The sequence below is a fragment of the Streptomyces globisporus genome (genome assembly GCF_003501885.1).
Lineage (GTDB): Bacteria > Actinomycetota > Actinomycetes > Streptomycetales > Streptomycetaceae > Streptomyces > Streptomyces globisporus_D.
Genome location: NZ_QWFA01000004.1, coordinates 26,537 through 38,921 on the forward strand (window position 1 = coordinate 26,537; position 12,385 = coordinate 38,921).

At 72.0% G+C, this 12,385-nt stretch carries 12 protein-coding genes; 6 read left to right on the plus strand and 6 right to left on the minus strand.

The window, feature by feature from the left end; genetic code table 11:
* Positions 1 to 62: 62 nt before the first annotated feature.
* The 4 genes from D3105_RS01525 to D3105_RS01540 all read right to left on the minus strand — a co-directional run bounded on the left by D3105_RS01525 (position 63) and on the right by D3105_RS01540 (position 3,344).
* Positions 63 to 536 (minus strand): roadblock/LC7 domain-containing protein, encoded by a 474-nt coding sequence (locus D3105_RS01525; protein WP_030710327.1) that lies wholly within the window; start codon positions 534 to 536, stop codon positions 63 to 65.
* Positions 537 to 574: 38 nt separating this feature from the next.
* Positions 575 to 1,381 (minus strand): helix-turn-helix domain-containing protein, encoded by an 807-nt coding sequence (locus D3105_RS01530; RefSeq protein ID WP_030710325.1) that lies wholly within the window; start codon positions 1,379 to 1,381, stop codon positions 575 to 577.
* Positions 1,378 to 1,785 (minus strand): hypothetical protein, encoded by a 408-nt coding sequence (locus tag D3105_RS01535; protein ID WP_118899205.1) that lies wholly within the window; start codon positions 1,783 to 1,785, stop codon positions 1,378 to 1,380. Before D3105_RS01535 ends, D3105_RS01530 begins: the two co-directional genes overlap by 4 nt.
* 158 nt (positions 1,786 to 1,943) lie before the next feature.
* Positions 1,944 to 3,344, minus strand: coding sequence for an APC family permease (locus D3105_RS01540; RefSeq protein ID WP_118899206.1), 1,401 nt, complete (start codon positions 3,342 to 3,344; stop codon positions 1,944 to 1,946).
* A gap of 170 nt (positions 3,345 to 3,514) precedes the next feature.
* On the opposite strand from D3105_RS01540, the gene hutU reads away from it, so the two are divergent.
* From hutU to hutI, 4 genes are all read left to right on the plus strand, one after another.
* Positions 3,515 to 5,173 (plus strand): urocanate hydratase, encoded by a 1,659-nt coding sequence (gene hutU / locus D3105_RS01545; protein WP_118899207.1) that lies wholly within the window; start codon positions 3,515 to 3,517, stop codon positions 5,171 to 5,173.
* Complete coding sequence (locus tag D3105_RS01550) at positions 5,173 to 6,483, plus strand: allantoate amidohydrolase (RefSeq protein WP_118899208.1); 1,311 nt, start codon at positions 5,173 to 5,175, stop codon at positions 6,481 to 6,483. Before hutU ends, D3105_RS01550 begins: the two co-directional genes overlap by 1 nt.
* Complete coding sequence (locus D3105_RS01555) at positions 6,474 to 7,841, plus strand: formimidoylglutamate deiminase (RefSeq protein WP_118899209.1); 1,368 nt, start codon at positions 6,474 to 6,476, stop codon at positions 7,839 to 7,841. The genes D3105_RS01550 and D3105_RS01555 overlap by 10 nt, the downstream gene beginning before the upstream one ends.
* A 101-nt stretch (positions 7,842 to 7,942) precedes the next feature.
* Positions 7,943 to 9,115, plus strand: a complete 1,173-nt coding sequence (gene hutI / locus D3105_RS01560; RefSeq protein WP_118899265.1) for an imidazolonepropionase — start codon at positions 7,943 to 7,945, stop codon at positions 9,113 to 9,115.
* Here the strand turns inward: hutI and D3105_RS01565 are convergent.
* Both D3105_RS01565 and D3105_RS01570 read right to left on the minus strand, forming a co-directional pair.
* Positions 9,078 to 9,773, minus strand: coding sequence for a hypothetical protein (locus D3105_RS01565; protein ID WP_118899210.1), 696 nt, complete (start codon positions 9,771 to 9,773; stop codon positions 9,078 to 9,080). The genes hutI and D3105_RS01565 overlap by 38 nt on opposite strands.
* 197 nt (positions 9,774 to 9,970) lie before the next feature.
* Entirely contained in the window at positions 9,971 to 10,960 is a 990-nt protein-coding gene (locus D3105_RS01570; protein ID WP_118899211.1) for an RNA polymerase sigma factor SigF, read from the minus strand.
* Positions 10,961 to 11,244: 284 nt separating this feature from the next.
* Between D3105_RS01570 and D3105_RS01575 the strand changes: the two genes are divergently transcribed.
* On the plus strand, positions 11,245 to 11,613 hold the full coding sequence (locus tag D3105_RS01575) for an STAS domain-containing protein (protein ID WP_118899212.1): 369 nt from the start codon (positions 11,245 to 11,247) through the stop codon (positions 11,611 to 11,613).
* Between the two features lie 210 nt (positions 11,614 to 11,823).
* Entirely contained in the window at positions 11,824 to 12,315 is a 492-nt protein-coding gene (locus tag D3105_RS01580) for an ATP-binding protein (RefSeq protein ID WP_118899213.1), read from the plus strand.
* Positions 12,316 to 12,385: the final 70 nt, after the last annotated feature.

Below are 12,385 nucleotides of genomic sequence, written 5' to 3' on the forward strand. Positions count from 1 at the left end.
GAGTCCCGGTGGTTGTGGCGGTACGGGTGGGGGGAATCGGGCGACCGCTGCGCGAAGGCGCGTTACGTGGGGCGTTGCGGCAGGGCGCGGTTGGGCGCGGTGGCGGGGCGCGGCGGCGCGGCACGGGGAGTGGCGGCGGGACGCTCGACGCGCTCCAGTGCGGCGTCGACGAGTTCGCCGATCCGGGCGCCCGCGCGGCGGCCCTCCAGATGGAGCCGACCGACGTTGATGCGGTCCTCGGCCAGGAGCGTCAGGACGGCGGAGGAGCCCGCGGCGTAGGTGGCGATGTAGCCGCTGCCGCCGCGGACCAGCAGTTCCCGGAAGCCGCCCCGGCCGGTGGCGTCGGTCATCCGGATGGAGACGCCGAGGGCGGCCGCGGTGAGGGCCGCGACGCCCTCCGCCTCGACGCCCGGTGTGTCGTGGGCCAGGACGAGCCCGTCGGTGGAGGCGGCCAGCGCCCCGGAGAGCAGCGGGACCCGGGCGCGTAACCGCTGGAGCTCGTCGAGGACATCACGTGTTTCGGCCTCGGGCACCATCGGCTGTCTCCTCCCGGCACGCTGTCTGAGCGCGCGTATCACAGGGCCTCCAATGCGTCTCGGAGTCGGCGCAGCAGGGCGATATCGGGGTCGGCCGTCACCTCGGGGAGCGTGATCCGGCCGGGGGTCTCGGCGGCCGGCAGAGGCTGGGCGCGGACCGCCTCCACCAGGCCGGCCGCCGCGAGACGTCGCAGGTCGACCAGGATGTGGAACGCCGAACGGCCCAGCGCCTGCGCGATGTCCGAGGCCGTACGGACCCCGTCGACCAGCTCCAGGAGCCGGCGCTGCCGGGCCGGTACCGGGGCGTCGGTCCCGTGCGCCGTCCGCAGGAGCGGGGCGCTGTCGCAGGCGGGGTCGGGCCAGATCCGGTCCAGGAACTCGCGTCTGCGCAGCGTCTCGCGCTCCACGGCGGCGACCGGGACGGGCCGCACCGGACCGATCCAGTGCGCCACCCCGTAACGGAAGCGGGCGGGTGTCCCGGTCGGGGCGAGCGCGAAGAACGCGGCGTCGTACAGCGCGCCCAGATGGCACAACTCCAGTGCGCCGCCCGGAACATGGCCGCTGTCCACGAGATAGCGGCCGACCCGGTGGCCCGCCCCGGCCTGCGCCACGGCGTCCCACCAGCCCTCGTGCCGCAGGGTCCCGCCGGTGGTGAGCAGGACGTCGATGCCGGGGGTGGCTGGGCTCTCGGCGTGCACCACCTGGCCGTCGGCGAGGTAGAGCGTGCCGCGGTCGCGCATCAGGGCGCCGGTGGCGCGCTCGGCGGCCAGGCGCTGGAGCATCGGGGAGAGGACCGGGAGCCGGTCCGTCTCCGGTGCGTCGGGGTCGGCGGCTATCGCGCTCATGCCAGCACCAGCCGCTCCGCCAGCTCGCCGAGCCGCATCCGGGCGAGGGCGAGATTGCCCGCCGAGCGGTCCAGCCACAGGTGCAGGAAGACACTGCTGTCGAATGCCGTCTCCACGAATCGGAGCATGTGGTATCCGTCGTGGGTGGTGACGATGACGTCCTCGACCGGGGTGCTCGGTGACTCCGTAAGCCGTTCGCCTTCCGCGCCGAGGTGGGCGAAGGCGGGCTGTTCGGCGGTCATCCGGGCGACCTCCGCCGTCTCGGCGGCGGTCGCCTCGTGGTCGCCGTTGGGGGAGTCCCCGATGGTGCCCAGGGCGAGACCGCTCGTCCAGTCGACCACCGAGGCGCCCCGGGCACCGGGCAGCCTCATGACTTCGAGCAGGCACTCGTCGATTCCGGGCACGCGGATTTCCCCTCCCGACGTGGCGTACGGCTGTAACGCAGAGGCTACGCAACGTGCTCACGGCTGGTGGAGGTTCTGGCATTTTCCTTTGGTACATGCCCTCCGGCGTGTAAAGGAGCGGCTGAAATGCGCTGGCCGACAGGCGCGGTGACGCCTGGTCAGGAGGCGTCGGCGCCGGACCTCTCGCGGGCGGTCATCACCACCTTGTTGAGCCCCCAGAGGCCGATCCCGATGAGCAGCAGGATTCCGGCCCGCACGTACACGTCGGAGCCCCGGTCGGCGAGCGGGCTCGCCAGGGTCAGCGAGGTGAGCGCGCCGAGCACCGGAAGCGCCGTGGGCGTGCGGAAGTGGTGGTGGTCCACCGGGTCCCTGCGCAGCACCAGCACGGCGATGTTGACCACGGCGAAGACGCAGAGCAGCAGGAACGAGGTGGTGTCGCCGAGTCCCTCGATCTCACCGGTGGAGACCAGGCCGATCGCCAGGGCGGAGACGAAGAGGATCCCGACCCAGGGGGTGCGCCGGCCGGACAGCACCTTGCCCATCGTGGGCGGCAGGATGCGCTCGTTGGCCATGCCGTAGCAGAGCCGCGAGGCCATCATGATGTTGATCAGCGCCGAGTTGGTGACGGCGAACAGGGCGATCAGCGCGAAGAGTTTCGGCGGGAAATCGACGCCCCCGGCCTTCACCACCTCCAGCAGCGGGCCGCTGGATCCCGACAGGGTCCGGGGGTCGACCAGGAGCGAGGAGATCAGGGCGACCAGGACGTAGATGGTGCCGGTGATGCCCACGCCGATGAAGATGGCGCGGGGGAAGTTGCGGGCCGGGTTCTTGGTCTCCTCGGCCATGTTGACCGAGTCCTCGAAGCCCACGAAAGCGAAGAAGCCCAGCGCGGTGGCGCCGAGGACGCCGGTGAGCAGGGCGTATCCGGTGCCGCCGGTCTCGATCTGGGTCAGCCGGGAGGGTTCGCCCTCCCCGCTGAACACGGCGTACGCGCCGATCGCGAGGATCACCGCGAGCCCGCTGACCTCGACCAGGGTCAGGACGACGTTCGCCTTGACCGACTCGGCGACCCCGCGCAGGTTGATCGCGGCCAGGGCGAGGATGAACAGGATCGCGATCAGGGTCGGCGGCACCGCGTCGGTGAACTCGCCCAGATAGTCGCCGCTGAACGCCCGTGCCGCCGCGCTCGCCGAGGACAGGCCCGAGCACATGACCATGAAGGCGACGACGAAGGTCAGGAAGGGGACTTTGAACGCCTTCTGGGTGTAGAGCGCGGCCCCGGCCGCCTTCGGGTACTTGCCGACCAGCTCCACGTACGAGGCCGCCGTCAGCAGTGCGACGACGAAGCCGATCGCGAACGGCAGCCAGAGCGCGCCGCCGATCTTGCCCGCCACGTCTCCGGTGGTGGCGTAGATGCCGGTGCCGAGGATGTCGCCGATGACGAAGAGGATCAGCAGTTTGGGGCCGAGCGCGCGCTTGAGCGGCGGCTCGACGCCGGGTTTCGCCCGGTCCCCGCGGCCCCCGGGTTCCGCTGGTGCGGGTGTGTCGGAAGTGCTCATCGATGCCTCCGGTCCGGCCTGGGATGCGGCCCGGATCCGGCTTCGGATCCGGCCTCCTGCTCGGTAGGGAGAACGTCTTCCCGATCGCGACGCGAACCGCACCTGTTGACTACGACTATTCAGAGCAGCAGGATGTGAATAGATTTCCACCGTCGCGAGGAGGCACCGCCATGTCAGGACCCCGCCCCGTACGGGCACCGCGCGGCAGCGCACTGACCGCCCTGGGATGGCAGCAGGAAGCCGCCCTGCGCATGCTGCAGAACAACCTCGACCCCGAGGTCGCCGAGCACCCCGACAAGCTCGTCGTCTACGGCGGCACCGGCAAGGCGGCCCGCGACTGGCGCTCGTTCGACGCGATGGTCCGCACGCTGCAGACGCTCAAGCAGGACGAGACGATGCTCGTCCAGTCCGGGCGGCCGGTCGGCGTCATGCAGACCCACGAGTGGGCGCCGCGCGTGCTCATCGCCAACTCCAACCTGGTCGGCGACTGGGCCAACTGGGAGGAGTTCCGCCGCCTGGAGCAGCTGGGCCTGACCATGTACGGCCAGATGACCGCCGGGTCCTGGATCTACATCGGCACCCAGGGCATCCTCCAGGGCACCTACGAGACCTTCGCCGCCGTCGCCGCGAAGAAGTTCGGCGGGACGCTGGCCGGGACGATCACCCTGACCGCCGGTCTCGGCGGCATGGGCGGCGCCCAGCCGCTCGCCGTCACCATGAACGACGGCGTCGCGATCTGTATCGACGTCGACCCGCGCGCCATCGAGCGCCGCATCGAGCACCGCTACCTGGACGTGAAGGCCGACAGCCTGGAACACGCCCTCCAGCTCGCCGTCGAAGCCCGTGACCAGCGGAAGCCTCTCTCCATCGGCCTCCTCGGCAACGCGGCCGAGCTGCTGCCCCGGATGCTCGCCGAGGGCGCGCCGGTCGACATCGTCACCGACCAGACCAGCGCCCACGACCCGCTGGCCTACCTGCCGCTCGGCGTCGAATTCGACGACATGGCCACCCTCGCCGCCGAGAAGCCCGCCGACTTCACCCAGCGCGCCCGCGAGTCGATGGCCCGCCATGTCGAGGCCATGGTCGGCTTCATGGACGCCGGCGCCGAGGTCTTCGACTACGGCAACTCCATCCGCGGCGAGGCCCAGCTCGCCGGGTACGACCGCGCCTTCGACTTCCCCGGCTTCGTCCCCGCCTACATCCGCCCCCTCTTCTGCGAGGGCAAGGGCCCCTTCCGCTGGGCGGCCCTCTCCGGCGAGGCCTCCGACATCCACAAGACGGACAAGGCGATCCTGGACCTCTTCCCGGAGAACGAGTCGCTGCACCGCTGGATCAAGATGGCCGGCGAGCGCGTCCACTTCCAGGGCCTGCCCGCCCGTATCTGCTGGCTCGGCTATGGCGAGCGCGACAAGGCCGGCGAGCGCTTCAACGACATGGTCGCGAGCGGCGAACTGGCCGCCCCGCTGGCCATCGGCCGCGACCACCTCGACTGCGGCTCGGTCGCCTCCCCGTACCGCGAGACCGAGGCCATGCTCGACGGCTCCGACGCCATCGCCGACTGGCCGCTGCTCAACGCCATGGTCAACGTCGCCTCCGGCGCCTCCTGGGTCTCCCTCCACCACGGCGGTGGCGTCGGCATGGGCCGCTCCATCCACGCGGGCCAGGTATCCGTCGCGGACGGCACGAAGCTGGCCGGCGAGAAGATCCGCCGCGTCCTGACGAACGACCCCGGCATGGGCGTCATCCGCCACGTCGACGCGGGCTACGACATCGCGGAGTCCGTCGCCGCGGACAAGGGCGTGCGCGTACCCATGACGGAGGACAACTGATGCCCACGGGCACCTCGGGGCAGGGCCCGGCCGGTGCGGCCGGGCCCACCCCGCCCGGTCCGGGACGGCAGCCGTGGCGTGCCGGTGACTCCTTCCTCGCGATGTGGCGGGAGCTGGGTCCCGTCGGACGCCACCCCGACAGCGGCGGCTACCGGCGCTACGCCTGGTCGGCGGCCGACCTCGACTGCCGGGCCTGGTTCCGCGCGCAGGCCGAGGCGCGCGGGCTCACCTACGAGACCGACCGCAACGGCAACCAGTGGGCCTGGCTCGGCGACCCCCTGGCCGGGGACACCGTCGTCACCGGCTCCCATCTGGACTCCGTCCCGGACGGCGGGGCCTTCGACGGCCCGCTCGGCGTGGTGTCCTCCTTCGCCGCGCTCGACGAACTCCACCGCAGGGGAGTGGAGTTCACCCGCCCGCTGGCCGTCACCAACTTCGGTGACGAGGAGGGCGCCCGCTTCGGACTGGCCTGCGTCGGGTCCCGGCTCGCCGCCGGACAGCTCACCGTCGCCGACGCCCACCGCCTGAGGGACGCGGACGGAGCCACTCTGCCCGCCGCCATGGAGGCGGCCGGATACGACCCCGGGACACTCGGCCCCGACCCGGAACGGCTCGCCCGGATCGGCGCGTTCGTCGAACTCCACGTCGAGCAGGGCCGCGCCCTCGACCTGACCGGCGACCCCGTCGGCATCGCCTCCGCCATCTGGCCGCACGGCCGCTGGCGGTTCGACTTCCGGGGCGAGGCCAACCACGCGGGCACCACCCGGCTCGTCGACCGCCGCGACCCGATGCTCACGTACGCCGAGACCGTGCTCGCCGCCCGCCGCGAGGCCGAACTGACCGGTGCCCTCGCCACGTTCGGCAAGATCGCGGTCGAGCCCAACGGGGTCAACGCCATCCCTTCCCTCGTGCGCGGCTGGCTCGACTCCCGCGCCGCCGACCAGGCCACCCTGGACGCCGTCGTCACCGGCGTCGAGCGCGCCGCCCGGGAGTACGCCGAGCGGGCCGGGATCGACCTCGACGTCGTATGCGAATCGTTCACCCCCGTCGTCGAGTTCGAGCACGCCCTGCGCGACGAGCTGGCCAAGATCCTCGAAGGCGCCGGCGACACGGGACGCCCCGTGCCCGTCCTCGGCACCGGCGCGGGCCACGATGCGGGTATTTTGTCCGCCTCGGTCCCCACCGCCATGCTCTTCGTACGGAACCCCACCGGCATCTCGCACTCACCCGCCGAGCACGCCGACGAGGACGACTGCACGGCCGGGGTCCAGGCACTCGCCGACGTACTGGAAGGTCTCGCGTGCAGCTGACACAACGGACGGCGGGCGCGCCCGTCACCGCGACCTACTGGATGGACCACGCCTGGCTCGGCACGCACGTCGAGCCGGGCGTCACGCTGGACGTCGCGGACGGCCGCATCGCCGGGATCAGGACCGGGGTCGAGACACCGCCGCCCGGTGCGACGGCGCTGCGAGGCCTGACGCTGCCCGGCCTCGCCAACACCCACTCCCACGCCTTCCACCGGGCCCTGCGCGCCACCGTCCAGGTGGGCACCGGGACCTTCTGGACCTGGCGCGAGCTGATGTACCGCACGGCGGCCGGGCTCACCCCGGACACCTACTTCGACCTGGCCCGAGCCACGTACGCCGAAATGGCCCTGGCCGGCATCACCTCCGTCGGCGAATTCCACTATCTGCACCACGCCCCCGGCGGCACCCCCTACGCGAACCCGAACGCCATGGGCGAGGCGCTCATCGCTGCCGCCGCCGAGGCCGGGATCCGGATCACCCTGCTGGACACCGCCTATCTCGCCGCCGGATTCGGCGAGCGGCCCAACCGGCACCAGCTGCGCTTCTCCGACACCACCGCCGAGGCCTGGGCGGAGCGCGCCTCTCTCCTCAAGGGCGACGACCACACGCTCATCGGCGCGGCGATCCACTCCGTCCGCGCGGTCCCGGCGGACCAACTGGCCACCGTGGCGCAGTGGGCCGAGGAGCGGGAGGCCCCTCTGCACGTCCACCTGTCCGAGCAGACGGCGGAGAACGACGCCTGCCGGGCCGCCCACGGCCGCACCCCCACCCGGCTGCTGGCCGACCACGGGGTCCTCGGCCCGCGCACCACCGGCATCCACAACACGCACCTGACCGAGGCGGACATCGAGCTGCTGGGCTCCTCGGCCACGGGCACCTGCATGTGCCCCACCACCGAACGCGACCTGGCCGACGGCATCGGACCCGCCACCGCCCTCCAGAAGGCGGGCTCGCCGCTCTCGCTGGGCAGCGACAGCCACGCCGTCATCGACCTCTTCGAAGAGGCGCGGGCGATGGAGCTCAACGAGCGGCTGCGCACCCACGTCCGGGGCCACTGGACCGCCGCCGCCCTGCTCCGGGCCGCCTCCGCCGACGGGCACGCCGCACTGGGCCGCCCCGACGCGGGCGTGCTGGAGCCGGGCGCCCCCGCCGATCTGACCACCGTCGCCCTGGACTCCGTCAGGACGGCAGGACCGGCACCCCGACTTGCAGCGGAGACCGCCGTATTCGCCGCCTCCGCCGCTGATGTGCGGCACACGGTCGTGGCGGGGCGGCACATCGTCCGGGACGGCCGTCACACCCAGGTCGAGGACGTGCCCCGGGCCCTCGCCACAGCCATCGCCGCCCTGCACGGCTGACCGCCCCACGCCCCGTCCGCCACACCGGACGCCCGGAGCGACCCGCACTCCCGCGACCGACGCTCCGGGCGCTCGTGGAACGCAAGGAGAACAGCCTCACGATGACGACCACCGCCCTCACCCACATCGCCAGCCTGGTCACCAATGACCCCTCCCTCGGCAACGGGACCCCCCTGGGCCTGATCCAGGACGCGGCCGTCGTCATCGAGGGCGACCGCATCGTCTGGACCGGTGAATCCAGCAAAGCACCCGCCACTGACAACGTCCTCGACGCGGCCGGCCGCGCGGTGATCCCGGGCTTCGTCGACTCCCACTCCCACCTGGTCTTCGCGGGCGACCGCACCCAGGAGTTCAACGCCCGCATGTCCGGGCAGCCCTACCGCGCGGGCGGCATTCGCACCACCGTCGCCGCCACCCGGGCCGCAACCGACGAGGAGCTGTCCGCCAACGTCGCCCGCTACCTCGCCGAGGCCCTGCGGCAGGGCACCACCACCTTCGAGACCAAGTCCGGCTACGGCCTCACCGTCGAGGACGAGGCCCGCGCCCTGCGCATCGCGGGCCGTCACACCGACGAGGTCACCTACCTCGGCGCCCACATCGTGTCCCCCGACTACGCCGACGACCCCGCCGGATACGTCGACCTGGTCACCGGCCCGATGCTGGAGGCCTGCGCCCCGCACGCCCGCTGGATCGACGTGTTCTGCGAGCAGGGCGCCTTCGACGGTGACCAGGCCCGCGCCATCCTCACGGCGGGCCTCGCCGAGGGACTGCACCCGCGCGTCCACGCCAACCAGCTCAGTTACGGCCCCGGTGTCCAGCTCGCCGTCGAGCTCGACGCCGCGTCGGCCGACCACTGCACCCACCTCACCGACGCGGACGTCGACGCGCTCGGCCAGGGCAACACGGTGGCCACCCTCCTCCCCGGCGCGGAGTTCTCCACCCGCGCCACCTGGCCCGACGCCCGCCGCCTCCTCGACGCCGGGGCCACCGTCGCGCTCTCCACGGACTGCAATCCCGGCTCGTCGTTCACCTCGTCCATGCCGTTCTGCGTCGCGCTGGCCGTACGCGACATGGGGATGACCCCGGACGAGGCGATCTGGTCAGCCACCGCGGGCGGAGCCGCGGCCCTGCGCCGTACCGACATCGGCCGCATCACCCCCGGCGCCCGCGCCGACCTGGTCCTCCTCGACGCCCCGAGCCACGTCCACCTCGCCTACCGCCCGGGCGTCCCGCTGGTCAGCGCGGTGTGGCGGAGCGGGCAGCGGGTGGTGTGACGGGCGCCCCGGGAACTGCCGCCGGGGCCCAGTCGCGCTCCGGCCAGGTGTACTCGTAGAAGCCGTCGGGAAGCTTCCCGCAGCCCGCGTAGGCGCTGACGGCGTACGTTCCCGTCTCCCGGTACCAGCGCGCGTCCACGTGCTCCACGTGCTCGCCGTCGTCCCCGGCGCCCGGGTTCCGGAAGCGGAAGCCGGGCCGGTCCACGCCGCTGCCGACGGAGGTCCAGCCCTCGCGTTCCAGCCGCGCCCGCATCCGCTGCAGGCCCGACCGGGCGACGTCCTCCGGGACCGCCCTCACCTGCCAGGCGAGGCGGAAGCTCCTGACGTCCGACCGGCCCCGGTCGATGTGGGCCAGGCTCCGCAGCCCTCGGTAGTAGCACGTCCCCGTCTCCACCCGGCCGCGCTCCACCTCTGGTCGGCCGGGCAGCGCTGCCTCGTCGTAGGCGCGCCGGGCCTGGTCCTTGAGCTGGGCGGCGATGCGGTCGGGGTCGGACTTCGGATACGGCGTCCCGTACCACAACCAGGCGAGCGCGGCGACGGTCGCCGCCACGAGAAGCGCCGCGCAGAGGGCGCGGGCGGAGCGGGATGCGGGAGGACGGCGCAGGAGACGCCGACGGGGTGCCGTGCGGTACCAGGGACGGGGCCGGGACGCATTCATGATCGAAACGCTAGGAGCCCGCGGCCACCGGCCGCCTGCGGTGGCGTACTCATCGTGGATGAGTACGCCGACCCCGGACCCGGCTCCGCACCGCCCCACACGCGGAAGGACCCGCTCCCGGCGATCCGGGGCGGGTCCTTCCGCGGTGCTCCACGGCTCCCGGGCCCCGTGGCGGGGCTGCGGGCCGGGTGAGGTGGTCACTCCTCCAGGGTCAGACCCTTGCGGAGCTTGGTCAGCGTGCGGGAGAGCAGCCGGGAGACGTGCATCTGCGAGATGTTCAGCTCCTCGCCGATCTCCGACTGCGTCATGTTGCTGACGAAGCGGAGCGAGAGGATCATCCGGTCCCGGGCGGGCAGCGAGGCGATCAGCGGCTTCAGCGACTCGACGTACTCGATGCCTTCGAGGCCGTGGTCCTCGTAGCCGATGCGGTCCGCGAGGGCGCCCTCGCCGTCGTCCTCCTCGGGCTTGGCGTCCAGCGAGCTCGCGGTGTACGCGTTGCTCGCGGACATGCCCTCGACGACCTCGTCCGGGGTGATGCCGAGACGCTCGGACAGCTCCGCCACGGTGGGCGCGCGGTCCAGCTGCTGGGAGAGCTCGTCGCCCGCCTTCGCCAGGTCGAGCCGCAGCTCCTGGAGCCGGCGCGGTACGCGCACCGACCAGCTGGTGTCACGGAAGAAGCGCTTGATCTCGCCGACGATCGTCGGCATCGCGAAGGTCGGGAACTCCACACCGCGGCTCAGTTCGAACCGGTCGATCGCCTTGATCAGGCCGATGGTGCCGACCTGGACGATGTCCTCCATCGGCTCGCTGCGGGAGCGGAACCGGGAGGCGGCGAACTTGACGAGCGCGAGGTTCAGCTCGACGAGGGTGTTACGGACGTAGCTGTACTCGTGGGTGCCCTCTTCGAGGGACTCCAGCCGCTCGAAGAGCGTCTTCGACAGGGCCCTGGCGTCCAGAGCGCCCACTTCGGCGTAGGGCGGGATCTCGGGAAGCCCTTCGAGCCCTTCGAGGCCCTCGCCGGAAGCGCCGGAGAAGTCTGAGGTGGTGCTGGTGGTGCCGGTGGTGCTGTTCGTGCTGGTGCGCGGGCCGGGGACGGCGCTCGCGGCGGGGGAGTCGGAATTGGTCGGTCCCTGAGGACATGCCGACGACGCGTTCTGGGTACGCGCTACGTCGAGCCGGGGTGACATGGTTCTCCTCCATCGTTCTCGGCATATGGCTGCCGATGCCCATACGTGTTCCTGCGGTGAAGCGGCGCCTCCAAAGCCGGTCGCATTTCTGGTGTCCCTCTACCCATACCCGGTCTTGACCAGCAGTGACAAGCGCCAATTGCCGCTATATGTCCGGTTTGTTGAGGTCTCCGACTACCGTGTGGCGTGCGGAACGCGTACTGTTTTACGCACGTCGGCGGCAGCTACGCATCAGCCGCACAGGCAGTGACGCGCACAGTGACGAACGGCGAAGAGGGACAGGCATGGACCGCGGGACGGTCGGCAGTGCGAACCGGGGTCGGCTTCAGGTCGAGGCCCGGACCGAGGGGCGCAGCGAGGTGGTGACCCCGGTGGGTGAGCTCGATCACCACACCGCGGATCTGCTGCGCGAGCCTCTGGAGAATGCGGTCGAGCAGGGGCGGTCACGCCTGGTGGTCGACTGCTCCCGTCTGGATTTCTGCGATTCCACCGGGCTGAACGTGCTGCTCGGCGCCCGCCTCAAGGCGGAGGCGGCCGGGGGTGGCGTCCATCTGGCCGGAATGCTGCCCGTCGTGGCGAGGGTGTTCGAGATCACCGGCGCGGAGGCGGTCTTCACCGTCCACGCCACGCTCGAAGAGGCCCTGGCCACCTGACCCGGCACGGCCGTGCGACCGCGGACATCCCTGATGTCGGCTGTGTCACGCGATCGTGTGCCTCAAGTGGGTGTTGTTGCGACATGGCAGGGCAGGAGACACCCCGGCGGTGCCCCGCAAGGGCTCCGGCACACTCGGTAACTGATCACTATCTGTTCAACGGCGACATGGCGACATGGCGACATGGCGAATCGGTGAGGTGAAGCGCTGATGAGCACCACCCGGCAGCATCCGCCGGGCGACCTCGGTCGCGAGCCGGACGAAGCGGGCGCAGCCTCGCCCGTCCCGGCCGAGCGGCAGTGGCGCACGCTCTCGCTCGCGCAGGCCAGCGGCATCGTTCCGACGGCCCGGGACTTCGCCCGGCAGGCGCTGCACGACTGGGGCTGGCTCCCCGCGTCCACCGCGGACCGCAGGGCCGCCGCCGAGGACGTCCTGCTGGTCGTCTCCGAGCTGGTGACCAACGCCTGCCTGCACGCGGAGGGACCTGAGGAGCTCCGCATCGGCCGCACCCCCAAGGGGCTGCGGGTGGAGGTCGTCGACCGGGGCGCAGGACAGCCCGCACCCCGTACGCCGCACCGCGCCGGCCGACCCGGGGGCCACGGCATGTTCATCGTGCAGCGCCTCTGCCTCGACTGGGGCGTGCTGCGTACGCCGGAGGCCCCGGGCAAGACCGTCTGGGCGGAGCTCGCCGCTCCCGCCTAGCCGCAACCCTCTCTACCGCACGAAAAGAGCGCGCCGGATCGGCGCGCTCTTTGTCTTCCCTCCATCAGGA